General features: G+C 74.8%; 23 protein-coding genes. 10 read left to right on the top strand and 13 right to left on the bottom strand.

Annotated features, from left to right (window positions below):
• The first annotated feature begins 253 nt into the window (after positions 1-253).
• Both ACL02R_RS10675 and ACL02R_RS10670 read left to right on the top strand, forming a co-directional pair.
• Complete coding sequence (locus ACL02R_RS10675) at positions 254-805, top strand: RNA polymerase sigma factor (protein WP_412796606.1); 552 nt, start codon at positions 254-256, stop codon at positions 803-805.
• Positions 806-894: 89 nt separating this feature from the next.
• Positions 895-2,016, top strand: coding sequence for a zf-HC2 domain-containing protein (locus ACL02R_RS10670; RefSeq protein WP_412796605.1), 1,122 nt, complete (start codon positions 895-897; stop codon positions 2,014-2,016).
• A gap of 21 nt (positions 2,017-2,037) precedes the next feature.
• On the opposite strand, the gene purU is transcribed toward ACL02R_RS10670, so the two are convergent.
• The 4 genes from purU to ACL02R_RS10650 form a co-directional block, all read right to left on the bottom strand.
• Positions 2,038-2,919, bottom strand: coding sequence for a formyltetrahydrofolate deformylase (gene purU / locus ACL02R_RS10665; protein ID WP_412796604.1), 882 nt, complete (start codon positions 2,917-2,919; stop codon positions 2,038-2,040).
• Positions 2,920-2,962: 43 nt separating this feature from the next.
• Positions 2,963-3,409, bottom strand: a complete 447-nt coding sequence (locus tag ACL02R_RS10660; protein ID WP_412796624.1) for an SCO4402 family protein — start codon at positions 3,407-3,409, stop codon at positions 2,963-2,965.
• 80 nt (positions 3,410-3,489) lie between these two features.
• On the bottom strand, positions 3,490-4,731 hold the full coding sequence (locus ACL02R_RS10655) for a hypothetical protein (protein WP_412796603.1): 1,242 nt from the start codon (positions 4,729-4,731) through the stop codon (positions 3,490-3,492).
• A gap of 354 nt (positions 4,732-5,085) precedes the next feature.
• On the bottom strand, positions 5,086-6,519 hold the full coding sequence (locus ACL02R_RS10650) for a transcriptional regulator (protein WP_412796602.1): 1,434 nt from the start codon (positions 6,517-6,519) through the stop codon (positions 5,086-5,088).
• A gap of 152 nt (positions 6,520-6,671) precedes the next feature.
• On the opposite strand from ACL02R_RS10650, the gene ACL02R_RS10645 reads away from it, so the two are divergent.
• Positions 6,672-7,379: a bifunctional DNA primase/polymerase gene (locus ACL02R_RS10645; protein ID WP_412796601.1), complete on the top strand. Its 708-nt coding sequence runs from the start codon at positions 6,672-6,674 to the stop codon at positions 7,377-7,379.
• A gap of 45 nt (positions 7,380-7,424) precedes the next feature.
• Positions 7,425-8,228, top strand: a complete 804-nt coding sequence (locus tag ACL02R_RS10640; RefSeq protein WP_412796600.1) for an ABC transporter ATP-binding protein — start codon at positions 7,425-7,427, stop codon at positions 8,226-8,228.
• Between the two features lie 24 nt (positions 8,229-8,252).
• On the opposite strand, the gene ACL02R_RS10635 is transcribed toward ACL02R_RS10640, so the two are convergent.
• Positions 8,253-8,402, bottom strand: a complete 150-nt coding sequence (locus ACL02R_RS10635; protein WP_412796599.1) for a hypothetical protein — start codon at positions 8,400-8,402, stop codon at positions 8,253-8,255.
• Between the two features lie 284 nt (positions 8,403-8,686).
• The gene (locus tag ACL02R_RS10630; protein WP_362963840.1) at positions 8,687-9,379 is read right to left on the bottom strand and encodes a metal-dependent transcriptional regulator; all 693 of its coding nucleotides are present in this window, start codon (positions 9,377-9,379) and stop codon (positions 8,687-8,689) included.
• A 212-nt stretch (positions 9,380-9,591) separates the two neighbouring features.
• On the opposite strand from ACL02R_RS10630, the gene ACL02R_RS10625 reads away from it, so the two are divergent.
• A complete protein-coding gene (locus tag ACL02R_RS10625) occupies positions 9,592-10,353 on the top strand; it encodes an SIS domain-containing protein (protein ID WP_412796598.1) in 762 nt (253 codons plus the stop codon).
• Positions 10,354-10,451: 98 nt separating this feature from the next.
• Here ACL02R_RS10625 and ACL02R_RS10620 read toward each other — a convergent pair whose 3' ends face one another.
• Positions 10,452-11,825 (bottom strand): PAS domain-containing protein, encoded by a 1,374-nt coding sequence (locus tag ACL02R_RS10620; protein ID WP_412796597.1) that lies wholly within the window; start codon positions 11,823-11,825, stop codon positions 10,452-10,454.
• Between the two features lie 320 nt (positions 11,826-12,145).
• On the opposite strand from ACL02R_RS10620, the gene ACL02R_RS10615 reads away from it, so the two are divergent.
• The gene (locus ACL02R_RS10615) at positions 12,146-12,682 is read left to right on the top strand and encodes a hypothetical protein (protein WP_412796596.1); all 537 of its coding nucleotides are present in this window, start codon (positions 12,146-12,148) and stop codon (positions 12,680-12,682) included.
• A gap of 584 nt (positions 12,683-13,266) precedes the next feature.
• Here ACL02R_RS10615 and pdxH read toward each other — a convergent pair.
• The gene (gene pdxH / locus ACL02R_RS10610; protein ID WP_412796623.1) at positions 13,267-13,896 is read right to left on the bottom strand and encodes a pyridoxamine 5'-phosphate oxidase; all 630 of its coding nucleotides are present in this window, start codon (positions 13,894-13,896) and stop codon (positions 13,267-13,269) included.
• A 252-nt stretch (positions 13,897-14,148) separates the two neighbouring features.
• Here pdxH and ACL02R_RS10605 point away from each other — a divergent pair, with 252 nt between their 5' ends.
• On the top strand, positions 14,149-15,231 hold the full coding sequence (locus ACL02R_RS10605) for a citrate synthase 2 (protein ID WP_412796595.1): 1,083 nt from the start codon (positions 14,149-14,151) through the stop codon (positions 15,229-15,231).
• Positions 15,231-16,106 carry a PhzF family phenazine biosynthesis protein gene (locus ACL02R_RS10600; RefSeq protein ID WP_412796594.1) on the top strand — a complete coding sequence of 292 codons (876 nt, stop codon included), beginning with the start codon at positions 15,231-15,233 and terminating at the stop codon, positions 16,104-16,106. Before ACL02R_RS10605 ends, ACL02R_RS10600 begins: the two co-directional genes overlap by 1 nt.
• A 32-nt stretch (positions 16,107-16,138) precedes the next feature.
• Here the strand turns inward: ACL02R_RS10600 and ACL02R_RS10595 are convergent, their stop codons facing one another.
• Both ACL02R_RS10595 and ACL02R_RS10590 read right to left on the bottom strand, forming a co-directional pair.
• Positions 16,139-16,540, bottom strand: a complete 402-nt coding sequence (locus ACL02R_RS10595) for a DUF1992 domain-containing protein (protein ID WP_412796593.1) — start codon at positions 16,538-16,540, stop codon at positions 16,139-16,141.
• Between the two features lie 414 nt (positions 16,541-16,954).
• Positions 16,955-17,851, bottom strand: a complete 897-nt coding sequence (locus ACL02R_RS10590; protein WP_412796592.1) for an SDR family NAD(P)-dependent oxidoreductase — start codon at positions 17,849-17,851, stop codon at positions 16,955-16,957.
• A 122-nt stretch (positions 17,852-17,973) separates the two neighbouring features.
• Between ACL02R_RS10590 and ACL02R_RS10585 the strand changes: the two genes are divergently transcribed.
• A complete protein-coding gene (locus ACL02R_RS10585) occupies positions 17,974-18,624 on the top strand; it encodes a TetR/AcrR family transcriptional regulator (protein ID WP_412796591.1) in 651 nt (216 codons plus the stop codon).
• A gap of 65 nt (positions 18,625-18,689) precedes the next feature.
• Positions 18,690-19,418, top strand: a complete 729-nt coding sequence (locus ACL02R_RS10580; RefSeq protein ID WP_412796590.1) for a class I SAM-dependent methyltransferase — start codon at positions 18,690-18,692, stop codon at positions 19,416-19,418.
• A 55-nt stretch (positions 19,419-19,473) separates the two neighbouring features.
• Here ACL02R_RS10580 and ACL02R_RS10575 read toward each other — a convergent pair whose 3' ends face one another.
• From ACL02R_RS10575 to ACL02R_RS10565, 3 genes are all read right to left on the bottom strand, one after another.
• Positions 19,474-21,009 carry a sodium:solute symporter family protein gene (locus ACL02R_RS10575; RefSeq protein WP_412796589.1) on the bottom strand — a complete coding sequence of 512 codons (1,536 nt, stop codon included), beginning with the start codon at positions 21,007-21,009 and terminating at the stop codon, positions 19,474-19,476.
• A gap of 27 nt (positions 21,010-21,036) precedes the next feature.
• Positions 21,037-22,296 carry a glucarate dehydratase family protein gene (locus tag ACL02R_RS10570; protein WP_412796588.1) on the bottom strand — a complete coding sequence of 420 codons (1,260 nt, stop codon included), beginning with the start codon at positions 22,294-22,296 and terminating at the stop codon, positions 21,037-21,039.
• Positions 22,297-22,493: 197 nt separating this feature from the next.
• Entirely contained in the window at positions 22,494-25,334 is a 2,841-nt protein-coding gene (locus tag ACL02R_RS10565) for an FAD-binding and (Fe-S)-binding domain-containing protein (RefSeq protein WP_412796587.1), read from the bottom strand.
• Positions 25,335-25,429: the final 95 nt, after the last annotated feature.

The following is a 25,429-nucleotide window of genomic DNA, read 5'->3' as shown; positions in this document are numbered from 1 at the left end:
GTGCGGCCACGCGTACGCCGCCGTACCGTCCGCGCAACGATCCGGCCATCCGGCCACCACGTCCGGGCACGGGATGACGGAAAGCGCCACGTTCCGCTCGTCTTCTCCCCGTTCTCCCCCGTCCCGCCCCCCTCACCGGGTCCCGCCGTCCGGATCCTCACGTGGGGGCGCGCGCGACGGGGCAGCCGCACTACATTTGACGCACGCACGGGGCCGAGCACGGCCCGCCGGGCGGACGGAAGTGGAGAGCCGGATGGCGCACCTGACGCCACCACAGTGGGACCGCGACATACGCCGCCGCCTCGGGGACGGCGACGCCGCCGCCCTGTCCGAGCTGTACGACCGCTTCGCCACCCTCGCGTACGGCATCGCGCAGCGCATCCTCGGCGGCGACGAGGAGGCGGCGGGCGAGGTGACGCGCGAGGTGTTCGCCCGCCTCTGGGAGCGCCCCGACCGCTTCGACCCGGCGCACGGGCCGCTGCGCACGTGGATCGCCGACGCCACGCACCGGCTCGCCGTCGCCCGGCTGCGCGACCGGCCCGGCCCCGGCACCCCCGAAGAGGTGGCCGACCGCATCCGCAACGCCTCCACGGCCGCCCGCGCCGACTACATCGTCGCCTCCATGCCCGCGCCGCTGCACGAGGCCCTGCGCCTCACCCGCTTCCGCCGCCACGACTGCCGCGAGACCGCGCGGCGCCTCGGCATCACCGAGGCGGAGACACGGCGCCGGCTGCGCCTCGGCCTCCAGCTGCTGTCCTCGGCGTCCCGGTACGACCCCGACGCGGCGGGCGGGGCCGTACGGTGACCGCGCGCCCCGGCGGCCCCGGCGGACCGCGTGGCGGGACCGGGCACCCGCCCCTCACCACACCCCGGCAGCGGAAGGCGAGCGAGCCGATGTCCCCACTCCCCCGCGGCGCCGCCCGCCCGGACGAGGAGCCGGACAGCCACCAGGAGGTGGCGGCCCTGCTCGGCGCCTGGGCCCTCGGCGCCTGCGCGCCGGGGGAGTCGGCACGCGTCGAGGCGCACCTGGGGACGTGCCGGTCCTGCGCGGCGGAGGCCCTGCGGTTCTCCGACGCCGTGACGCTGCTGGAGCCGCCGCGCGGCCTGGACATGGACCCGGGGCTGCGCGGCCGGGTGCTGGCGGGCTGCCTGGCGCGGCGGCCCGCCGCGCTGCCGCTGCCCGGCTGGGCGGCGCCGCTGGACGCCGAGGCCGCCAGGCTCGACGCGCTGCTCGACGACATGGACGAGCACGAGTGGGACACCCCGGTCGAACTGCGCTGGTACGAGGGCGGGCGGCGGCACGGCACGGTGACGACGGCCGCCGGTGTGCTCGACCACCTGTTCGCCGTGGACGGGCTGCTGGCGCGGCTGGCGGGCCTGCCCGACCCGCTGCCCTGGCCGGGCGGCGAGCCGCCGCTCGACCCGGCGGAGCGCACCGCCGCCCGGTGGGCCGCGCCGGGGCCGGACGCGCGCGGGCCCTGGCGGGAGCAGATACGGGCGCTGGTGCGCGCGGCAGCCGGGCGGGAGGACGGCGGGGACGGTGACCGCGCGCTGCCGGACGCGTACGTGAGCCGCGCGTTCGCCTGCTGGACGCACGCGCGGGACATAGCTGAGGCGGTGGACTACCCGTACGGCGCGCCGGACGGCCCACACCTGCGGCGGTTCGTCGACCTGGCGGCGCGGCGGCTGCCGGGCCGCATCGCGCGCCGCCGCAGGGCGGGCGACGCCGCCTCGCCCGCGCGGCTCGCCCCGGCCGGTACGCCGGGGCGCGCGCTGCACCTGGAGGTGGAAGGCGCGGGCGGCGGGGACTGGTTCGTCCCCGTGGACATGCCGGACGCCGCGGTGGCCGCGACGTGGGACGACAAGCCGGTAGCCCGCGTGGCGCTGGACGACGTGGTGTTCTGCCAGCTCGCGGCGGGACGTGTCGCGCCGGACGAGGTGGCGGCGGGCGGGTACGGCGACGCGGACGTCATACGGGACGTGCTGTGCGCCGCCGCCGAACTGTCGCGGCTGTGAGCGCCCGGCCGGCCTCCCGCGTCAGGCGAAGACGACGGTCCGCGTCCCGTTGAGCAGCACGCGCCGCTCGCTGTGCCACTTCACCGCGCGGGCGAGCGCCTGGCACTCCACGTCGCGCCCGGCCGCGACGAGCTGCTGGGGCGTGAGGCCGTGCCCGACCCGTTGCACCTCCTGCTCGATGATCGGGCCCTCGTCCAGCTCCGCCGTGACGTAGTGCGCGGTCGCGCCGATCAGCTTCACGCCCCGGGCGTGCGCCTGGTGGTACGGCCTGGCGCCCTTGAAGCTGGGGAGGAAGGAGTGGTGGATGTTGATGATCCGGCCGGGCAGGCGCTTGCACAGGTCGTCCGAGATGACCTGCATGTAGCGCGCGAGGACGACCAGTTCGACCCGTTCGTCGTCCACGATCTCCAGCAGCCGCGCCTCCGCCTCCGCCTTCGTGTCGGGCGTGACGGGGAGGTGGTGGAAGGGGATGCCGTAGGACGCGGACAGCTCGGCGAAGTCCGTGTGGTTCGAGACGACGCCGACGACCTCGACCGGCAGCGCGCCGAGCCGGGAGCGGAACAGCAGGTCGTTCAGGCAGTGCCCGAAGCGGCTCACCATGATCAGAACGCGCATCCGCTCGGCCGCCGCGTGCAGCTGCCAGTCCATGCGGAACGTGTCGCCGACCGCCGCGAAGCTCGCGCGCAGCTTCTCCAGCGTGACCGGCTCGGTGGCGGAGAAGAGGACGCGCATAAAAAAGAGTCCGGTGTCCCGGTCGCCGAACTGCTGGCTGTCCTCGATGTTGCAGCCGGTCATGAACAGGAAGCTGGAGACGCCGTGCACGATGCCCGGTTTGTCGGGGCACGACAGCGTCAGGACGTACTGGCCGGAACGCTCGGCCGGCTCGGCGGTCGCGGGACTCATGCCCCCTACCCTGGCACAGTCGGGCGGCGCGCCGCACCCGTGCTCACGCGGAGCGCAGGGCGGCGGCCAGGTCGTCCAGGGAGCGCGGCGGCACGTCCGGGTCGTCACCGTCGGCGGCGGCCAGCCGTACGTGCGCCTCCCGCGCGGCGCGTACGGCCTCGGGCCAGCCGTGGTGCCGCAGGTAGGCGGTCGCGGGGGCGTCGGCGCCGACCTGGTGCATGATCCGCAGCACCCGCAGCACGGCGACGTCCACCAGCGCGGCCTCCTGGGTGTCCCGGAAGACCGTGCCGATGTACTTCTCGGCCGACCAGTTGTCCAGCCACGTGTCCTCGACCAGCCGGTATACGGCGTCGGTCACGTCACCGTACCCGGGGGTGGCGGGGACCCAGTGCTCCTGGTGGAAGGCGGGGTCGGAGAGCATATGCAGCGCCGAGCGCACGTTGGCCCGCCAGCGCCACCACGGCATGTCGTTGAGCGGCATGCCTGCCATGGTGGGGGAACGGCGGGCGTGGCGGGAAGACTTCTCCTGACTTTGCGTGTGCACGGGTCCCGATCGTACGGGGCTCTCGGTCACAGTGCGCTCGGCTCCCGCTCGGGGAGGCCGTAGCCGGAGGCCAGCGGGTTCCACAGGCCGGCGGCGCGCTGCTTGGCCTCGGTGGCGCGGCCGCTGGCGGCGTCGCCCTGGTTGGCGCGGTCGGTGTGCTGGGCGGTGCCGCCCTGGCAGACCTGCGGGTTCGTCCGCGCCTCCTCGGCCCAGACCGCGTAGTGCTCGTCGGCCTCGGCGGACGCCTGCCAGGCCTCGGTGAGGGCCTGGGACAGCTCGGCGCCGTTCTCCAGCGCGCCGATGTCGAGGGCCTGGAGCTGGGTGACGAGGTTGTTGCGCTGGTCGCGGGCGGCGCGCAGGTCGGTGGTGGCGGCCCCCAGTTGGCGGCAGCCGCGGATGTTCTCGACGGACCTAATGACGGCGTCGCGGCTGCTGTTGCTCTGCGCCAGCAGGTCGGACAGCGCGGTGGCCTGGGCGCGGGCCTCGGCGTCGTCCGCCTCCTCGGTGGGCTCCTCGTCGCCGCCCTCCGCGTCGTCGCCGCCCTCCTCGCCCTCGGCGGGGGCGTCGCCCGACGGCTCGGCGGACGGGTCGGCGGACTCGCTGCCGCTGGGGGCGGCCTGGTTGCCGCCGCCGTCGTCACCGCCGCCGAGCAACGCGCCCGCGGCGAGGCCGACGACGGCCAGCGCCACGATCACGGCGACCGCGACGAGGACCTTGGGGGAACGGCGCGGCTCGTCGTCATCGTCGTACGGGTACGGGGGGCCGCCGGGTCCTGGCGGGCCGGGGGGCTCGGAGGCGGAGCGGAAGAGGTTGTCGAAGGCGCCGGGCGGGCCCTGGGGTGCGGGCTGCTGCGGGGACCAGGCACCGTTCTGCGCCTGGGGGTTCTGCGGGTACTGGGGCTCGTGGGGGCGCGGCGGTTCCTGGGGGTGGCCCGCGGCGGGGGGTGTGTGGCCGGGGCGGACGGCGCGCAGCTGGGTCGTCGCCTCGGGGTCGCCTGCGGCGATGGGCGGGATCATCTGCGTGGGCGCGGCGTCGTCCCGTACGGGCGGGATCATCTGCGTGGCGCCCTCGTCGTCCTGCGCGCCCTGGTTGTGCTGGTTGTGCTGGCCTGGCCGGGGGGTGTGCCGGCCGGACGCGGCGCGGTGCGGGACGGCGCGGATCTGCGTCGTCGTCTCGGTGTCGCGCTCACCGGGAACGGGGGGCGCGGCGTCGTCGCGGATCGGGGGGATCATCTGCGTGGGCGCCGCGTCGGCGGAGTCCGGGGGCACGGAGGGCCGCGGCGGTGTCGCCTGCGGGGGCAGGGCGGCGGGCGCCGGGCTCGTGGAGTCCGGGAGCGCGGGACGGTCGTCACCCTGGGCGTGCTGCGCCTCCGGCCCCCAGGGCCGGCCCCACGGGGTACCGGACGACGGCGGCGCGGCGGGGCCCTGCCCACCACCCTGCGGAGGCCAGGCGTCACCACCCCCGGACGGCAGTATTACTCCCTCGCGGGGCTCGTCATCCGCTCCGTTGTGGGTAGTCACCCGGGCTCCTCGATCGCTGCTGGCCGTGCACCGGAACGTCACGGTACCGGCTCGGCGGCGACGGCGGCGCGCCGCCCGCCCGCCGCCAAGTCCCGCCGCCCTTCAGGCCGTCTGCCACCGCGCGGCGAACTCGCGGACCCTCGGCTGGCTCCGGTGCGGCTCCAGACGTGCCCTGAAGTCCGCGAAGTACGCGGCGCCGCGCCGCGACCGCAGACCGTCGAGCAGCGTCCCCGCCTCGTCGGCGGTGTGGCAGGCGTGTTCCAGATCACCCTCCTGCAACTGCCCCGTGGCCATGATGAGCAGTCCTATGGCCCGGCGGCGCGCGCGGCCGTGCGGATGCGCGGCGAGCGCCTCGGCGGCGCGCTGCTGCGCGGCGCGGCCCTGGCCGAGGTCGCGGTGGCAGTGGGCCAGTTCGTCCGCCAGGTAGGCGGAGTCGAAGTGCCGCACCCACGCCGGGTCGTCGCCCGACCCGTCCGACCCGCCTTCCGCCCCTTCCGCGCCTGCCCGTTCCAGCGCGGTGACGGCGGCGCCCGCCGTGCGGCGGCTGCCCTCCTCGTCGCCGAGCTGGGCGTAGCCGCGCGCCTCGGCGGCGAGGAACAGCGCCTCGGCCCTGGGCGTGACCCGGCCGCGCGCGCCCTCCTGGGCGGCGCGTGCGAGCTGGATCACCTCGCGGGGATTGCCCAGTTCGGCCGCCAGGTGGCTCATCCCGGCCGCCAGCACGTAGCCGCCGAAGCCGCGGTCGCCCGCCGCCTGGGCGAGCCGCAGCGCCTGGATGTAGTAGCGCTGCGCCAGCCCCGGCAGGCCGGTGTCGATCGCCATGTACCCGGCCAGCTCGGTGAGCCGGGCGGCGGCGCCGAAGAGCTCGCGGCCCACCGCGTCACGGTACGAGCCGCCGAGCAGCCCGGCGACGACCGTGTCCAGGTAGTGGACCACCAGGGGCCGCACGTGGCCCGAGCCCCAGCGGCGGTCGAGGTCCACCAGCGCGGTGGTGGTCGCCGTCACCGCCGCGACGTCCGCGCTGCCGACGCGCGGCCCTGACGCGCGCGCCACCTCCGCGTCCGCCGGGGTGATCAGCCAGTCGCGGCTCGGCTCGACCAGCGCGGCGGGCGCCACCTGGGCGCCACCGGGGCCGTACGGGCTCGGCGCGCCGGACGTCTCGCCCGCCTCGCGCCGCGCCACGTCCGAGCGCCACAGCTCGGCGGCCTGCTCGACGCCCTCGGCGAGCCCGGCCGCGAAGTGCAGCCCGACCGCGGCGGTGAGCTGGCGTGACGCGCCCATGCCGATGTCGTCGGCGGTCACCGCGCGGCCCAGCTTGCGGCCCAGCGCCTCGGCGATGACCTCGGGCGCCCGGCCGCGCGGCTGCTGCCCGCGGATCCAGCGCGCGACGGAGGTCTTGTCGTACCGGAAGTCGAGCCCGCGCTCGGCCGCGCACATGTTGACACGGCGGGCGAGCCCCGCGTTCGAACAGGCGGCCTCCCGGATGAGGGACAGCAGCCGTTCGTTCGGCTGGCGGGCGATCAGTGGTCTCGCGGTCATGTCGGCTGCTCCTCGCTGATGTGCCCGGGGACGATCCCCCGTCATCACTGCCCGTCAGCCTCCGGCTCCATCCGGTATGCACCCTGGGTGCACCGGTGCGCCCCGCGTGCGTGACCCCGGCGCGCACACCGGTGCGCGCCGGGCCGTAACCCATGCGGAGCAGTCGAGTTGAGTCCGGCGTGGAGAAGAGCACCGGAGTTGCCCCGGCCCCCGTCACCGTCTCGCCCGTCGCCAAGATCCCTCCCCAGCGCGCCGCTTCACTCGTGGAGCACGCGATGCGCTACACCGGGGAGCGGCACTGGGACGTCTTCCCCGGCACCTGGCTTGAGGACGGCGGGGGCGTGCTGCGCTGCTCGTGCGCCGTCCCCGGGTGCGGGGCGCCTGGCGCGCACCCCACCCGCCCGGACTGGACCGTGCAGGCCACGGGCAGCGCGTCCACGGCGCGGCGGCTGTGGACGGAGGAGCCGCGCGCGGCGCTGCTGCTGCCCACGGGGCGGACGCTCGACGTGGTCGAGCTGCCGGAGGCGGCGGGCTGTCTGGCGCTGGCGCGGATGGAGCGTACGGGGGCGTCCCTGGGGCCGGTGGCGGTGACGCCGTTCGGCCGGATGCAGTTCTTCGTCAGGCCCGGCGGGGCGGCGCGGCTGCCGGGTCTGCTGCGGCAGACGGGCTGGGCACCCGTGGCGGGGGCGATGACGGCGCGGGGTGAGGGCGACTACGTGGCCGCGGCGCCGACGCGGGTGGGCACGCGCGGGGGGTCCGTGCAGTGGGCGCGGCACCCCACGCCGGCCAACCGCTGGCTGCCCGAGGTGGAGGAGCTGGTGCCCGCGCTGGCCTACGCGTGCGGGCAGGACGAGCGCTGACGTGCGGGCCGCGGCGCGGCGGGGCGTTCGGCTTACAGTGGCGGCGTGGACAGCGCTGCGGACAGGGTGGACGGCATACAGGACGAGCGGTACGCGGTGCGTGTACGCGGCCTGTGGAAGCGCTTCGGGCAGCGGGTCGCGGTCGCCGGGATCGACCTGGACCTGCCCGCGGGGCGGTTCGTCGGCCTGGTGGGGCCCAACGGAGCGGGCAAGACGACGACGCTGTCGATGGTCACCGGGCTGCTCCGCCCGGACGAGGGCGCTGTGGAGATCGCCGGTGTCGACGTGTGGCGCGACCCGGCCGCCGCCAAGGCGCGGATCGGGGTGCTGCCCGAGGGGCTGCGGCTCTACGAGCGGCTGACGGGCCGGGAGACGCTGACGTACCTGGGGCGGCTGCGGGGGCTGCCCGCCGCCGAGGCCGGGCGGCGGGGCGACGAGCTGCTCGACGTCCTCGCGCTGTCCCCCGCGCAGAACCGGCTGATCAGCGAGTACTCCACCGGCATGCGCAAGAAGATCGGGCTCGCGGCGGCGCTGCTGCACAACCCGCGGGTGCTGGTGCTGGACGAGCCGTTCGAGGGCGTGGACCCGGTGTCGGCGCAGACGATCCGGGGGGTGCTGGAGCGGTACACCGCCTCGGGGGCGACGGTGGTGTTCTCCAGCCATGTGATGGAGCTGGTGGAGTCGCTGTGCGACTGGGTGGCGGTGCTCGTGGCGGGCACGGTGCGCGCCGCGGGGCCGCTCGCGGAGGTGCGCGGGGACGCGGCGTCGTTGCAGGACGCGTTCCTCGGCCTGGTCGGCGCCCCGGGGGGCGCGGGCGGGGCCTCCCTGGACTGGCTCGGCACACGCTGACGTCCGGCCCTGGGGACGGCGGGGTCAGGTCTGGGTGAGCAGCAGCACGCCCGGGTCGCCCACCGGGCGCAGGACGATGTGCGGCCGTATCTCGAACGGTTGGTCGCCGGGGGCGTGGAGGTCGTGCACGCGCTCCAGCAGGTCCCCATCGGCGCCGGGTTCACCGTACGGCACCGGGACGGGGCTTCCCCCTGCTCCCGCGCTGCCTCCGGGCCGCCGCTCCCATAGACAGCTCGTAGAGATGACAAGCAGATTATTCACGCTCTGAGGTGCGGGTATGGCGGAAAGAAGCCCCGTTCGGGTGACGGCCACTCAGGGTTGACCCCCGCTGCACCGGGGAGACATCCCACAGGGCAGAGGCCACCCCGGAGAGCTCGGGGCCCCGGGGCGGCCTCGCCCGCAGTATCTCGCCCGCGGGCAGTGACGGGACAGGGCGCCGGACCTGCCCGGCGGCCGGTTCAGCCCTTGGCGACGAAGACGTGCATCGCGACGGACGGCTCCAGCTCGGCCGCCTCCCCGCCGCTGCCGACCTGCACCGAGCCGCCAAGACCGGCGGACACGCTGACCGACGCCCCCGGCTGCACTCCCGCCCGCCGCAGCGTCTGCATCACCTGCGCGTCCGTCTGGATCGGCTCCCCGATCCGCCGGACGACCACCGTCTTCCCGTCCGCCGCGTCGAGGTCGGACAGCGCGACCATGCCCTCCACGAGGAACGGGTCGGCGGCGTTCTTCTCGCCCAGCTCGGCGAGGCCCGGGATGGGGTTGCCGTACGGGGACTCGGTCGGGTGGTTCAGCAGTTCGAGGACGCGCCGTTCGACGGCCTCGCTCATCACGTGCTCCCAGCGGCACGCCTCGGCGTGGACGTGCTCCCATTCGAGCCCGATGACGTCGACGAGCAGACACTCGGCGAGCCGGTGCTTGCGCATGACGCGCTGCGCCAGCCGCCGCCCCTCCCCCGTCAGCTCCAGGTGGCGGTCCCCCGCGATGGTCAGCAGACCGTCACGCTCCATGCGGGCCACCGTCTGGCTCACCGTCGGGCCGCTCTGTTCGAGCCGCTCGGCGATGCGGGCCCGCATCGGTACCACCCCCTCCTCCTCCAGCTCCAGAATGGTGCGGAGGTACATCTCGGTGGTGTCGATGAGTCCGGACATAAAGCGCCCCTCGATATCTCGTGCGGTGGCCCTGGTCCAATTCTGACGCACACCACCGACAACCGTTCCCGTTCCGGAACGCCCTCGTACGGACGCCCGCGGACACGGGGATCTTGTTTCCCGCTGGTCCAGACCTTTACGGTGAGGCCCGGCCGGACCGCCCCGAGCGGACCGGCGCCACCTGCGGATGGGCGGAAGGGGACCCACCACTCATGAGCGACAGCGCCGGCACGCTCGCCGACCAGTTCTTCGACGCCGCCATCGGTCTGCTGAACCGCGTCCGCGAGCAGGAGAAGGACCGTATCTCCCAAGCCGCCGACCGGATCGCCGCCACGGTGGCGGCGGGCGGCCGGATCTTCGTCCACGGCGCGGGGCACTCGGCCCTGCCCGCCCAGGACCTCGTCTACCGCGCCGGCGGCCTCGCCGTCGTCAACCTCCTCGGCGTCCCCGGCGCCACAGGGGTCGACGCCAGCCCCGCCACCCTGGGCAGCGCACTCGAACACGTCCCGGGGCTCGCCACGGCCGTCCTGGACACCAGTCCCGCCGGACAGGGCGACCTCCTCGTCGTCATCTCGCTGTCCGGACGGAACGTCCTTCCCGTCGAGATGGCCCAGCACGCCAGGGAGCGGGGTCTCACCGTCATCGGCGTGACCTCGGTCGGCTACGCCGAGCGTACGGCCTCGCGCCACCCGTCCGGAACCTTCCTCAAGGACCACTGCGACGTCGTCCTCGACAGCGGCATCCCGCTGGGCGACACGACGCTGACCCACGACGGCATCGGCGCCCCGTTCGCGCCCGCCTCCACGGTCGTCACGAGCGCGCTGCTCCAGGCCGTCGTCGCGGAGGCCGCCGGCCTGCTCGCGGCGGCCGGTACCGAACCGCCGCTGCTGCGGTCCGCCAACGTCGACGGCGGCAAGGAGTGGAACGAGAAGGTCTACACCGACCACGCCGACCAGATTCTCTGGCGGCGCTGACTCTGGCGGCGCCGACCCTGGCGGCGCCGAGCACCCCGCAAGGCGGTACGCGCCGTCCGCACGGCCCCGGCCCCGGGCCCCCGTACGGGCGGCGCGCCTCACGCACCCCCGCCGCGCAACGACAGGTCCACGGCGGCCGCCACCCGCAGCGCCACGTCCTCACCGAACGCCACGTCGTCCCGCCCGAAGGGCCGCCGCCCACCCGCCCGCAGGAACGTCACCACACCCAGGCTCCGGCCCCCGCTGCGCAGCACCACGCACAGCGCGTGCTCCGCGTCCTTCGGCCAGCGGTGGTCCACCGCCCAGCCGGAACGGCCCAGACCGCCCGTCGCCCGCACCGGCACGCCGCCGTCCAACGCCTGCGGCGCCGGATGCCCCGGCCTGTACCGCACGGGCACGCCCCGTGTCGCGGACGCGGGCGCCCCGAACGCGCCCGGCACCTCCGCCGTCCGCACCAGCGCGCCCGTCGCGGGCGCCCGTACGTCGAGCAGCGCGTGCTCGGCGAAGCCGGTGAGGGCGAAGTGCAGGTGCAGCACGGCCGCCTCCAGCGGGTCGGCGCACTCGGCCGCCGCCCGTGCCGCACGGGCCAGCTGGCTGTCGCGGAACCGCCTGCGGGCCGCCTCCTGGGAGCCCTGCCGTGACCGTGTGACGTCCTCGAAGAGCCACGCGACGCCGAGCGGCGCGGACCCCTCGCCGCGCCCACCGGTCGCGGCCAGTCGCAGGAAGCCGCTCTGCAAGCAGCGGCGCGGGGGCTCACCGAGTCCGCCCGCGGCGTGCACGGGGTCCGCGAACGCGTCCTCGTCCGCGTCCCTGGGGGTCAGCCAGAGGTCCACCGGGCCGTCCGGGGCCTGCCCGGCGAGGGCGTGCTCCAGCGCGCTGCCCAGCTCCTCGACGCCGCCGCGGAAGGACTCGGCGACGGGTTCGCCCAGGAGGTCGGCGGCGGGGAGGCCGAGGGCGGCGCAGGCGCGCGCGTTCACGGAGACCGTGCGCAGGTCCGGATCGACGACGAGGACGGCCCAGGGGGAGTCGCCGAGCAGCGCGGCGGCGAGGGCCGCGTCGCGCTCCGCGCCCTGCCGGGCGCGCGCCTCGCCGAAGGCGCACCAGACACCGGCCGGGCGGCCGTCGGCGTCGGTGTAGGCGACGGCGCTGCCCCGTACGAGCAGCCGGACGCCGTCCTGCCGCAGCAGCGGGAACTCCTGCGGTACGCGTACGCCCGGCTGCTGCCGCGCGGCGGAGGCGAGGCGGTTGTGGACGTCGGTCGTGTCGCAGTCGCGCACGGCCCAGCCGCCGAGCCCCGGGCGGCCGACCGCGTCGTCGCGTGGCCAGCCGAGGAGCCGTTCGGCCTGGCGGTTCCAGTGGGTGACGCGGCCCGTGGTGTCCAGGGCGAAGAGGGCGCTGTCCAGCCCGTCGAGCAGCGCGGGCAGGAGGGGCGCGGCGCCCTGGGCAGGGGAGAGGCCGGATGGAGTGGTCACCTGTATACCCCCATGCACAGGAGAGTGGGCGCCCGGCAGGGGCGCGCGGGCCCATTCAACTCCATCGTGCCGCTGGTCACCCAGGGTTCGGCGGTATCGGTCCGGGTGCGGCCGGGCGGCCCGGCGTGCGCCGGGTAGCGGAGGTGCGGCTCCCCTGCTCGGGAGGAGAGGCGCCGTACGCGCGGGCGACGCGGTCGCGCGGAGCGCGCTGACACCGTGGAGCGGCAGGTCCGTCCCGCCCGGTCGATGAGCCCACGATGCCTGATCCGTCCCGCTCGTCAGATGCTCCTCGCCGGACGGTCCGCACGGCAGGGGCGACGGTGCTCTGCACGGTGCCCTCGTGCGCGTGGCGGCTCGCTCTCGGCGCCGGGCTGGACATCGGCTTCACCGGCCGGCTCGGCTCCCTGTACACAGGGACCCCGGTCATGGTCCTCGTCCTCGTCCTCTCGGTACTCTCCCCGGCGGTGGCCTGTCTGACCTCCGCCCTGGTGAGCCCGTGGGGCGAACGGGTCCCGGGCTGGGTCCCGCGCCTGGGCGGACGCCGCGTCCCGACGCTCGCGGTGGCGGGGCTGTGCGCGGTGCCGACCCTGGCGCCCGGCGGACCGCTGGACAACCCGGACGTCGCGCAGGGCACCGCCGGCCTGGTCATGGGCGCCTGCTACGTGCCCCTGCCGGCCCGGGGGCCGCTGGTCGCCGCGCTCACCTTCGCCTGCGTCCGGCGGCATCCGCCGCGTGAGCAGGGCCGGGACGGGCGTCGTCTAAATCGCTTGTCGATGCCCGGGGGATGGTTTTACGGTGTGGGTACACGAGAAGGGAGGTGGTTCGGCAGATGTATGACAACCGGACGCGTGAGGTGACTGCGGCCTGACGGCCGACGCACCACGACACGTGGCGCCGGCTCAGCCGGCCAATTCCCAGCAGTCACCCGATCCGCGGGCCGCCGGTAAGTCCGGCCGGCTCCCTGGCGGCGCCCAGCGCCCCCGGGGACCAAAGGCCCGCGGATCGTCTGCGTTTGCAGACAGGCTCCCCGCCTTCGGCGGACGGGACGCGGCGGACAGCACTCAAGAATCACCCCTGAAACCCCTTGCGGAACACCCGGACACGGTTACACACTGTGACGAAGGGGTGGACCGGCGGTATCGCCGGTCGGGAGCGACAGGGGGTTTCCATGATGACTGCCACACAGACCACAGGCGTCCGGCAGGACCATGACCAGGACACGCCGCACTCGGGGACAGGTCCGTGCGGAACCGGCTCGACAGTTCCCGGGCCGACCGCCGCGCCGGTCACCCGCACGCGGTTCAAGGCCCTGATGCGGGTGACCGTTCCGATCGCGACCGGCATCCGCCCCCACAGCCGCCGGCCGGCACCGGGTCCCGGTCCAGCAGTCACCGCTCCCCGTACAGGGCGCGGGCCGCGCCTGCCGCCGTGTGTCCCGCGGTCACGGGCTCAGGCGCTCCACCGACCAGCCCCCACCGCCGGGCCGCCGTACGTACCGCAGCCGGTCGTGCAGCCGGTTGTCCCGGCCCTGCCAGAACTCCACCGCGTCCGCCACCACCCGGAAACCGCCCCAGCGCGGCGGCGCCGGGACGTCCTCGCCCTCCGGATAACGGCGCGCCAGCTCCGCGTACAGCCGGTCGAGATCCGCGCGCGAGCCGACGCGGGCCGACTGCTCGCTCGCCCACGCACCGAGCTGCGAACCGTGCGGCCGCGTCCTGAAGTACGCGACCGTCTCGTCCCTGCCCGTGCGCTCCGCGCGCCCCGCGACGATGACCTGCCGCGCGACCGGGTGCCACGGGAACAGCAGGGACACCGCCGCGTTCGCCTCGATCTCCCGGCCCTTCCGCGAGTCGTAGTGCGTGAAGAACACGAAGCCCCGCGCGTCGAAGTGCTTCAGCAGGACGGTGCGGGAGCTGGGGCGGCCCGCCGCGTCCGCGGTCGAGACGACCATCGCGTTCGGCTCGGCGAGGCCGCTGCCCGTGGCCTGCGCGAACCACCGGCCGAACTGCTCGTAGGGATCGTCCGAGAGATCCGGCTCCAGCAGACCGGCCGCCCGGTACCGCGCCCGCATGGCGGACGGGTCGGGCACCGGCCGTTCCGGGGAGTCGTCGGGAGCCGACCGGTCGGGTACGGGAACGCTGGCGTCATGGGACACGCGCCCATCTTGCAACAGCGCGCGGCCCCGCAGGACCGCCGGGCCGCGCCACCGCGCGCCACCCTCCCTGGCCCCGCGACCGCCGGACACCCGGAGTTAAGGTGACCGCCTGACTTTCCCGCACCAAGGGCGCGTTCCGCACGTGTCCCGTCACGAGGAGCAAGCCTCATGCCGGACTTCGTTCCCGGACTCGAAGGAGTCGTCGCCTTCGAGACGGAGATCGCCGAGCCCGACCGCGAGGGCGGCGCGCTGCGCTACCGGGGCGTGGACATCGAGGACCTGGCAGGCCGCGTCCCCTTCGGCAGGGTGTGGGGGCTGCTGGTGGACGGCGCGTTCTCACCGGGACTGCCGCCCGCGGAACCGTTCCCCATCCCCGTCCGCTCGGGCGACGTACGGGTGGACGTGCAGGCCGCGCTGGCGATGCTGTCACCGGTGTGGGGACTGCGCCCGCTGCTGGACATCGACGCCGCGCAGGCACGCGACGACCTGGCGCGCGCCGCCGTGATGGCACTGAGCTTCGTCGCCCAGTCCGCGCGCGGCGCCGACCTGCCGATCGTGCCCGAACGGGAGATCGACGCGGCCGACGGCATCACCGAACGGTTCCTGCGCCGCTGGCGCGGCGAGCCCGACCCCCGGCACGTGGCCGCGCTCGACGCCTACTGGACCTCCGCCGCCGAGCACGGCATGAACGCCTCGACGTTCGCCGCCCGCGTGATCGCCTCGACCGGGGCCGACGTCGCCGCGGCCCTGTCCGGGGCCGTGGGCGCCATGTCGGGACCGCTGCACGGCGGGGCGCCCGCGCGCGTCCTCGGGATGATCGAGGAGGTCGAACGCACCGGTGACGCGGCGGCGTACGTCCGGCGGGCCCTGGACGGCGGTGAACGCCTGATGGGCTTCGGCCACCGCGTCTACCGCGCCGAGGACCCGCGGGCGCGCGTCCTGCGGCGCACGGCGCGCGAGCTGGACGCGCCGCGCTACGAGGTGGCGGAGGCGCTGGAGCGCGCGGCGCTCGACGAGCTGGCCGCCCGCAGGCCCGACCGGGTGCTCGCGACGAACGTGGAGTTCTGGGCGGCGATCGTGCTGGACTTCGCGGAGGTACCGGCCAGCATGTTCACGGCGATGTTCACCTGCGCCAGGACGGCGGGCTGGTCGGCGCACATCCTGGAACAGAAACGTACCGGCAGGCTGATCAGGCCCTCGGCCCGCTATGTGGGGCCGGGGCCGCGCCGGGCAGAGGAGGTCATGGACTGATGCGGGAGTACGGATTCGTACTGGCCGACGTGTTCACGGAGCGGGTGTTCGGCGGCAATCAGCTGGCGGTCCTCCCGGACGCGCGGGGGCTGACGGACGAGGAGATGCAGGCGCTGGCGCGGGAGTTCAACTTCTCCGAGAGCGCGTTCGTCCTGCCGCCCGACGACGCGGCGCACACCAGGCGCCTGCGGATCTTCACGCCGGACGAGGAGCTGCCGTTCGCCGGGCACCCGACGGTCGGGACGGCCGCCGTGCTTGCGGCACGCGGCGCGGTGCGCGACCGGCTGCTCCTGGAGGAGGGCGTGGGTCTCGTCTCGGTCGAGGTGGACGGCACGTTCAGCCGGCTGACGCTGACGTCGCCGTACGAGACGCCGGACCACTACCCGTCCGTGACGGCCGTCGCGAAGGCGCTGTCCGTGTCGCCCGAGGACATCGTGGAGACCTGGTACGGCGGCGTGGGGCTGCGCTTCTGCTTCGTGCGGCTCGCGGACCGGGCGGCGGTGGACCGTACCGTCCTCGACCGGGCGGCGTGGCTCGCGGAACCGACGAGCGGCGAATGGTCCAGGAACCTCTACGTCTTCGCCGGGCACTTCAAGGACGGCGGCCGGCTGTACTCCCGGTCCTACGCCGACCTGCTGAACGGCGCCGAGGACCCGGCGACCGGCTCGGCGGCCGTCGGCCTCGTCGCCGCCATGGCGCAGCGGCACGGCTGCCGGGCGGAGGAGTACACGCTGCGGATCGACCAGGGCGTGGCCATGGGACGGCCCAGCGACATCCACGCCTCGGCCCGCGCGCGGGACGGCGCGCTGACGTCGGTCTCGGTCGGCGGGCACACGGTGATCGTGGGCGAGGGCACGCTGCGCCTGCCGGACTGACGCCCCCTCACCGCGTCACCGTGCGCGGCGGATCACCCGGCGCGGGCGGCGCGCCGCTCGGCCAGCACCTCCGCCACGTCGAACGGCGGCCGCCGCAGCGGCGGCCCCTCCGGCGGGCGCCGGGCCGCCGCGCGCAACTTCTCGTTGATGGCGTCGAGGACACGGCGGGCGGCCGCCTCGGTGGGCGCGGCGAGCGCCGCCGCGTGCGCGTCCTCCGCCTCCTTGCGCAGCGCGAGACTGGGCGGCAGGTGGGAAAGGCCCTCGGCGGCGGCCTTCCGGCGGACCCACCACAGCTCGTCGTACGGCTCCCGCGCGTCCGGCAGCGGCTTGCCCCGGCCGGGGAGGTCCGCGAAGTCACCGCGCTGCTCGGCCTCGCGGATCTGCTTGTCGATCCATGACTCGAAGGGGACACCGGGCGGCTTGCGTTCGGTCATACCCCCGACGGTACAGCCGCCGGCCGAACGGACACTTCGCCCTCCCCTCCCTCCCCCACCCACCCCACCCATCCCGTCGCCCGTGCCGGCGCCCCTGCGCGCGGGCGCTAGCGTAGTCAGGTCCGCGCTCCGCGCCTGCCCTTGCCGTGTGCGCCTGTCGCCGAAGGCCGTCCCCGCACCGGTCTCGGTCCCGATCGGCCGCTCGGGCCCTCCCGCCCGGCCGGTACGGCGGGGCCCCGCCGTACCGGCCGTATCCGCCCCGGGTCACGGCCCACGCCGATCACCGTCCGCGCCGCCCCCCGCGCCGGGGCGGCAGACCCGCCCGGGGCGGGGGTGGCCGCCCTTCCCGCGGTCGCAGGGGTCCCCGCGACCGCTTCCCTGTCATCCCACCGACCGGCCGCCCCCGGGGAGCGGTCAGGCATCGGTGGTCTCCAGGTAGTCCTCCGGCATCGGGACGGCCTTCTCGGCGGCGCGGGACACCTCCTCCCACGCCTCCCAGGCCTCCGCCCGGCGGCGGGTCGAGTCGAGCGCGTAGTCGAACACCGCGCTGCCGAGCAGCAGGCGCAGCGGCGGGTCGTCGCTGTCCACGAGCTTCAGGACCGCTTCGGCCGCCAGGTGCGGGAGGCTGTCGTTGCTCTCCCCCGCGTGTTCGGCGAGCTGGGCGCGCAAGGCGTCGTAGGCGGGGAGTTGCTCGGCCATGGTCATGCTCTTGTAGATGTTCGTCCAGTAGCCGCCGGGCTCGACGATGGTCAGGCGTATGCCGAACGCGGCGGCTTCCTGGGCCAGTGCCTCGCTCATGCCTTCGAGGGCGAACTTGCTCGCGCTGTACAGGCCGGTACTCGGGTGGCCGCCGAGGGCGCCGATGCTCGATATCTGGAGGATGTGGCCCGAGCCCTGTGCCCGCAGCACCGGCAGGACGGCCTGCGAGACCCAGAGGGCGCCGAAGAAGTTGACGTCGAACTGGGCGCGGGCCGCGGCCTCGTCGAACTCCTCGATCATGCCGAGGGCCATGGTGCCCGCGTTGTTGACGACGATGTCGAGGCGTCCGAAGTGCTGGGCCGCGCGCTGGACGGTGGCGGTGACGGCCTCGCGGTCCGTCACGTCGAGGGGGAGGACGAGGAGCCGGTCGCCGTGCTCGGCGGCCAGGTCGTCCAGGGTCCCGGTGGTGCGGACGGCGGCGGCGACGCGGTCGCCCCGGTCGAGGGCGGCCGTGGTGAAGGCGCGGCCGAGGCCACGGCCGGCGCCGGTGACGAACCAGACGCGGGGGGCGGAGGAAGAGGAGCTGGTGGCGGTCGCGGGGGTGGTGGTCACGGTGTGGCCTTCCGTTCGGGTGAGACGAGACGGATCGTCTTGCTCGATGTGCGGAAGCTTTGCATGGCGCGGGGAGTCTGTCAAGACGGTTCGTCTCGTCTCGTGGGGGGTACGCTTCACGCATGACACAGGACAGCCGTGACACCCGTGCAGAGGGGGCCGGGCCGCGCTCCCGGGCGGCCGGGCCCAACGCCGCGCGCCGCAGCGAGGCGTCGCGCCGCGCGATTCTGGCCGCCGCCTTCGAGCTGGTCGGCGAGGTCGGCTACGAGAAGCTCAGCATCGAGGGCATCGCCGCGCGCGCCGGCGTGGGCAAGCAGACGATCTACCGGTGGTGGCCGTCGAAGGGCGCGGTGCTGTTCGACGCGTTCCTGATGCTGTCGGAGGACGCCGAGACGGGGGCGGCCGAGCTGCCGGACACCGGCGACCTGGAGGCGGACCTCAAGCGGGTGCTGCGCGCGACCGTCACCGAGCTGAACGACCCGGCGTACGACGAGCCGATGCGGGCGCTCACCACCGTGATGGTGAACGACCCGGAGCTGTCCGCGACGTTCACCGAGCGCCTCGGCGAGCCGCAGAAGGAGATCAAGAAGCGGCGGCTGCGCAGCGCCCAGCAGGCCGGGCAGCTGTCCGGGGACGCGGACCTCGACCTGGTCGTGGACATCATCTGGGGTCCGCTCACCAACCGCTGGCTCCAGCGCGGCGGGCCGCTCACCGTCGAGTACGCCGACGCCATAGTGGAGACCGCGCTCGCCGGGCTGCGCCCGCGCGGCTGAGCAGCCGCGCGGGGGCCGCCGAAAACCGGTGGGCGCGGTCGTCCCCTCCCCGTACGGTCACCCGCATGGCCGAAGAACTGTTCAACGATCCCCGGCTCGCCCCGCTCTACGACCCCCTTGAGGACGAGCGCCCCGATCTGGACGCGTACCTGGGCATCGCCGGTGAACTCGGCGCGCGCAGCGTGCTGGACATCGGCTGCGGCACCGGCGCGTTCGCGCTGCTGCTGGCGGGGCGGGGCATGGCGGTCGTCGGCGTCGATCCCGCCGGGGCATCGCTGGACGTGGCGCGCGCGAAGCCCGGTGCGGAGCGCGTGACCTGGCTGCACGGCGACGCGACGGGCCTGCCGCCGCTGGCCTGCGACCTGGCCACCATGACGGGCAACGTCGCGCAGGCGATCACCGACCACGCCGTCTGGCGTGCCACGCTGGCGGGCGCGTACGGGGCGCTGCGCCCCGGCGGCCATCTGGTGTTCGAGACGCGGGACCCGGCGCGCCGCGCCTGGGAGGGGTGGAACAGGGCGGACACCCACCGGGTCGTCGAGCTGCCGGGCGTCGGCAGGCTGGAGACGTGGTGCGAGCTGACGGAGGCGGCGGGGCCGGTGGTGAGCTTCCGCGGCCACTACGTCTTCGCCGACGGGCGGGCCCTGATCTCCGACTCGACGCTGCGCTTCCGCGGGCGGGACGAGGTGGCGGACGACCTGGCCGCCCACGGCTTCACGGTGCGGGAGGTGCGGGGCGCGCCGGACCGGCCGGGCAAGGAGTTCGTGTTCGTGGCGCGGCGCCCCGGGGACTGACCGGGCGTGCCTCCGTCCGGTGGGCGCGCGCGGGCCCACCGGACGGAGGGGCGGTTCAGTTCGCCGGTACGCCGCCGGGCGCCTTGCCCTGCGGCGGGACGGCCGCCGCGCCGTGCGCGTCCTCGACCGGGTCGGTGCTCAGGGAGTCGATCAGCGCGTCACGCTCGGGGGTGCGCTCCGGCCGGAGCAGCCCGACGCCGATGTACAGCGCCAGCGACGTGAGCAGCGGCAGGCCGACGATCGCGGCCTGCGTGGAGTCCTCCGCGACATAGCGCACCACGTACCAGACCAGCAGCCCGCCCGCCCACGACGTGATGGCCGCCGTCGGCCCCACCCGCCGGAACCAGGGCAGCAGCCCCAGCATCAGCGGGATGGAGATCGGCCCCATCGTGGCCGCGACGAGTTCGACGACCGTCTTGAGGACGAAGCCCTCGCCGCCCGTCGCGATGGCCAGGGTCATGCTGACCGTCACGAACAGCACGGTCGTGATCCGCGCGAAGAGCAGCTGCGCCGCGTCCGTCATCCGGCGGACCCGGGGCACCAGCACGGGCGCGATGTCCCGCGTGATGACGGCGGTGATCACGTTCGAGTCCGACGCGACCATGGCCATGGTGTGCGAGAAGAAGCCTGCGAGCATCAGTCCGATCAGCCCGGCCGGGAGCAGTTCCTTGGAGAGCGCGATGTACGACTCCTCGCCGTTGCCGAGGCCGGGCACGATCAGCGGCGCCGCGATCATCGGCAGGAAGAGGATCAGCGGCCACACGAGCCACAGCACGCTGGACAGCGCCGCCGCGCGCCTGGCCTCCGAGCCGGACGGCGCGGACATGTAGCGCTGCGCGAGGTTCCACATGCCGCCGTTGTACTCGAACGTCTTGACCAGCAGGAACGCGAGGATCAGCCAGGTCGTCACCGATCCGCTGACCGGATCGCCGTGTCCGTCAGGCAGGTCGCCCCACATGGTGAACGGGAAGCCGACGCCCAGCTCGGTCATCACCGCGACGAGCATGGCGACGCCCGCGACCGCCTGGATGACGAACTGCCCCATGTCGGTGAGGACGTCGGCCCACAGCCCGCCGACCGTCATGTACGCCATGGTGGCGATGCCGGTGAAGATGATGCCGGTCTCCAGCGGGATGTCCGCGAAGCCCTGGAGCAGCACCGAGATGGCGACCCATTTGGCGGCGATGTCCACGACCTTGAGGGCCGCGCCGCTGTAGGCGAGGACCTGCTGCGTCGGCAGGTTGTAGCGGCGCGTCAGGTATTCGAGGGGGGACGCGACGCCGTGCTTGGCGCGCAGCCGGTTCCAGCGGGCGGCGAAGAGGAACGCGCCGACGCCGACGCCGAGCCCGATCGTCAGCGGCCACCAGAAGTAGACGGTGACGCCGTCGTTGTAGGCGACGGCGGCGAACGCCACGAACATCACCGCGCTGTACCCGGACATGTGGTGCGAGATGCCGGACAGCCACCAGGGGATCTGCCCGCGTGCCGTGAAGAAGTCGGCGACGCTGTGGATGCGGTTCTTCGACCACCAGCCGATGGCCACCACCACGAGGAAGTAGCCAGCGACCACGATCCAGTCCAACGCGGACATCCGCGGCTCCTTGAGAGTCGAAGGGACTTACCAGTGGGCGCGCTTGGGAACGAAGTCGGAGGTGAAGGTCCGCATGTACGCGGTGTCGTCGCGGCGCCTGATGCCGCAGTCGAGGTACTGCTGGTGCATGCGTGCGAGGGCGTCGCGGTCGAGTTCGACGCCGAGCCCGGGTCCTTCGGGTACGGGCACCGCGCCGCCGGTGAAGCGCAGCGCGCCGGGGACGACCACGTCCTGTCCGTCCTGCCAGGGGGTGTGCGTGTCGCAGGCGTGGGTCAGGTCGGGTGTGGCGGCGGCGAGGTGGGTCATGGCGGCGAGGCTGATGCCGAGGTGCGAGTTGGAGTGCATGGACAGCTCGATGCCGAACGTGCCGCACAGCGACGCGACATGGGAGGAGCGCAGCAGGCCGCCCCAGTAGTGGTGGTCGGTCAGCAGCACGCCGATGGCGCCGGCGGCGACGGCGGGCGGCAGGTGGTCGTGGGTGACGACGCACATGTTGGTGGCCAGCGGCATGGGGACCTGGCGGGCGACCTCGGCCATGCCGTCGATGCCGGGCGTCGGGTCCTCCAGGTATTCGAGGACTCCGGCGAGGGCCTTGCCGACGCGCACGGAGGTCTCCGGCGTCCAGGCGGCGTTCGGGTCGAGGCGCAGGGGCAGGCCGGGGAACGCGTCGCGCAGCGCGAGGACCGCCTCGATCTCCCGGTCCGGGGGCAGGACGCCGCCCTTCAGCTTGATCGAGCCGAAGCCGTGCTCCTCGATGAACAGGCGGGCCTGGGCGACGATGCCGTCCGGGTCGAGCGCCTCGCCGAAGCGGTCGGGCGCGGCGCCGGGGTGGGCGGCCCACTTGTAGAAGAGGTACGCGCTGTACGGGACGGCGTCGATCACCGGGCCGCCGAGGAGGTCGGCGACGCGCAGCCCGGCCGCCTTGCCGCGGATATCAAGGCAGGCGACCTCGAAGGGGGAGAAGACGGCGTCCACCGTCTTCTGCTGGGACCCGGCGCCGGTGAGGCCGTGCTGGTCGGTGACGACGTTGCCGCCGACGCTGGTGGCGACGGCGGCGTACAGGGCGTGGTGCGCGTGGACCTCGATGCCGATGAGCAACTGGGCGGCGGAGTGCAGGCGTTCGAGGTGGGCGAGGTCGCCGTACGTCTCGCCGAGGCCGGTGACGCCCTCGTCCGTGACCACCTCGACGACCGACCGCAGGGCCCACGGCTCGTGCACGCCCGAGGCGTTCAGCAGGGGTGGATCGCGGAAGGCGACGGGGGTGACGGTGATCTCACGTATGCGCATGGGCGGGACATCCACCTCGCCTAAATGTTCATGGATCTGAACGAGGGACATTATCTTGAACGGACGGAACGCAACTGTAGGAGTGCGCCCCAGGAGCGTCAAGGGTCCCGACACGCAGACGCGGGGATCGTGGCACGACCCCCGCGCCGACGCCCGTTCAGGCACGTGAACGCTGTGCGGCTCCGAAGCCGGGCGTCTCAGCGAACGCGCCCCGCTTCCGCCAGCCCTTCGGCGAGCACCTCCGCCAGGTGCCGCGCCCGCCCGCCGCCCAGCTGCCCGATCTGCGTCCGGCACGAGTAGCCGTCCGCCAGCAGCACCGCCCCCGGCGCCGCCGACCGCACCGCCGGCAGCAGCACCTCCTCCGCGCACGCGACCGACACCTCGTAGTGCCCGCGCTCGAAGCCGAAGTTCCCCGCCAGGCCGCAGCACCCCGCCGCCAGGTCCCCGGTGAGGCCCGCGCGCTCCCGCAGCCGCCTGTCCGCCGCGTCGCCGAGCACCGCGTGCTGGTGGCAGTGGGTCTGCCCCGCGACCGGCCGGTCCACGCGCGGCGGCTCCCAGCCCGGCGCGTACTCCTCCAGCGTCTCCGCGAACGTCCGCACCCCGTCCGCCAGCCGCCCGGCGCGCGGATCGTCCGGCAGCAGCTCCGGCAGGTCCGTGCGCAGCGCCGCCGCGCACGGCGGCTCCAGCACCGTGACGGGCAGCCCCGCGTCCACGGCGGGCGCGAGGCGGTCCAGCGTGCGGCGCATCACCGCGCGGGCCCGGCCGAGCTGCCCCGTCGTGACATAGGTGAGGCCGCAGCACACCGCGCGCGGCGGGACGACGGGCCGCAGCCCCGCGTCCGCCAGCACCACCGCCGCCGCCTCGCCCGCCTCCGGCGACAGGTAGTTGGTGAACGTGTCGGGGAAGAGCACGACCGGCCGCCCGCCCGCCGCACGCCCCGGCGCGCCGCGCCACCCGCGGGTGAACGGCCGCGCCGCCAGCGGCGGGACCGGCCGCTCCGGCGCCACCCCCGCCAGCCGCTTCGCCAGCGCCGCGAACGGGCCGACGCGCGCCCCCGCGTTCAGCACCGGCGCCGCCCGCAGCGCCGCTGCGGCCCGCAGCCACTCCGGCAGCCTGCCCAGCGCGTAGTGCGCGGCGGGCCGCAGCCGCCCCGCGTAGTGCTGGTGCAGGAACTCCGCCTTGTACGTCGCCATGTCCACCCCCACCGGGCAGTCACTGCGGCAGCCTTTGCACGACAGGCACAGGTCCAGCGCGTCCCGCACCTCCGCCGAACGCCACCCGTCCGTCACGACCTCCCCCACCAGCATCTCGTGCAGCAGCCGCGCCCTCCCGCGCGTCGAGTGCGTCTCCTCCCCCGTGGCCCGGTACGAGGGACACATGACCTCAGCCCCGGCCGCCGTCTCCCGGCACTTCGCGACGCCCACGCACCGCCGCACCGCCGCCGAGAAGTCCCCGCCGTCCCGCGGATAGGCGAACGCGACGGGCACCGCCCCCTTCTCCGGCATCCCCGCGAACCGCAACTGCTCGTCCAGGCGCGCGGGCCGCACCAGCACCCCCGGGTTCAGCCCCCCGTCCGGATCCCACAGGTCCTTGAACTCCCCGAACGCACCCACCAGCTCGGACCCGTACATCCGCGGCAGCAGCTCCGCACGCGCCAAACCGTCCCCGTGCTCCCCCGACAGCGATCCCCCGTGCGCCACCACCAGGTCCGCCAGCTCCCCGCTGAACTCCCTGAACCGCGCCACCCCCGCCCGCGTCAGCAGATCGAAATCGATGCGGATGTGAATACAGCCGTCCCCGAAGTGCCCGTACGGCGCCCCCCGCAGACCGTGGTCCCGCAGCAGCCCGCGGAACTCCCGCAGATACCCGCCCAGCCGCTCAGGCGGCACCGCGCAGTCCTCCCACCCCGGCCACGCCTCCCCACCATCCGGCATCCGCGTCGCCGTCCCCGACGCGTCCTCCCGCACCCGCCACAGCACCCGCTGCTCCCGCGCGTCCGTCACGACACGCGCCCCCGTCGACGCATCACCCGCCGCCCGCACCAGCGCACGCGCCGCCGCCTCCGCCTCCCCCGCGTCCGCGCCGCCCGCCTCCACGAACAGCCAGGCCCCACCCGGCGGCAGCGCCGCCCGCGCCACGGCGGACGGCACCAGATCCGCCGCCATCCCCTCCACCGTCAGCGGCCCGTGCCCCAGCAGCCCCGGCGCGGCCTCCGCCGCCGCCGACTCGTCCGCGTACCCCAGCACGGCGAGGGCCCGAGACCCGGGCGCCTCCACCAGCCGCACCGTCGCCGCCGTCAGCACGCCCAGCGTCCCCTCGCTGCCCGTGAACGCCCGCGCCCAGTCACGGCCCTTCTCCGGCAGCAGCTCGTCCAGCGCGTAACCCGAGATCCGGCGCGGCAGTTCGGGATAGCCCGTACGCAGCAGCGCGAGCCGCCCCGACACCAGCGCGTCCACGCCCCGGCGCAATCCCTCCGGCACCCTCGCGCCACCCCGCTCCAGACGCGCCGACTCGCCGCGGTACGTGAGGACCTCCAGAGCCCGCACGTTGTCCGCCGTCGTCCCCCACGCCACCGAGTGCGAGCCGCACGCGTTATTCCCGATCATGCCGCCTACCGTGCAGCGGCTGTGCGTCGACGGGTCGGGGCCGAACGTCAGCCCGTACGGCGCCGCCGCCGCCCGCAACGCGTCGCACACCACCCCCGGCTGCACCACCGCCGTCCGCGCCTCGGGATCGACCCGCAGCACACCGTTCATGTACCGCGTGAAGTCCAGGACCACCCCGGTGCCCGTCGCCTGCCCCGCGATGCTCGTCCCGCCGCCCCGCGCCACGACCGGCGCGCCGTGCTCCGCGCACACCGCCAGCGCCGCCGCGACATCCTCCGCGTCACGCGGCGCCACCACCCCCACCGGCACCCGCCGGTAGTTCGAGGCGTCCATCGTCGTCAGGGCACGCGCCGCCGTACCGAAATCGACCGTGCCGCGCACGGCGGTACGCAGCGCCGCCGCCAGATCCGTGGTGTCGTTGCTCGGCTCCATGACACCAGCGTGCACCCTGCGCCCGCCCGCCCCCGTGCCCTCTCGCCGCTGTATCCGATCGCGAACGACCCCCGCCGGAAAGAAACGCTCAGTCC

Origin of the sequence: Streptomyces sp. MS19, from assembly GCF_047200595.1 — a bacterium.
Classification (GTDB): Bacteria; Actinomycetota; Actinomycetes; order Streptomycetales; family Streptomycetaceae; genus Streptomyces.
This window is presented reverse-complemented; position numbering and strand designations above follow the sequence as displayed.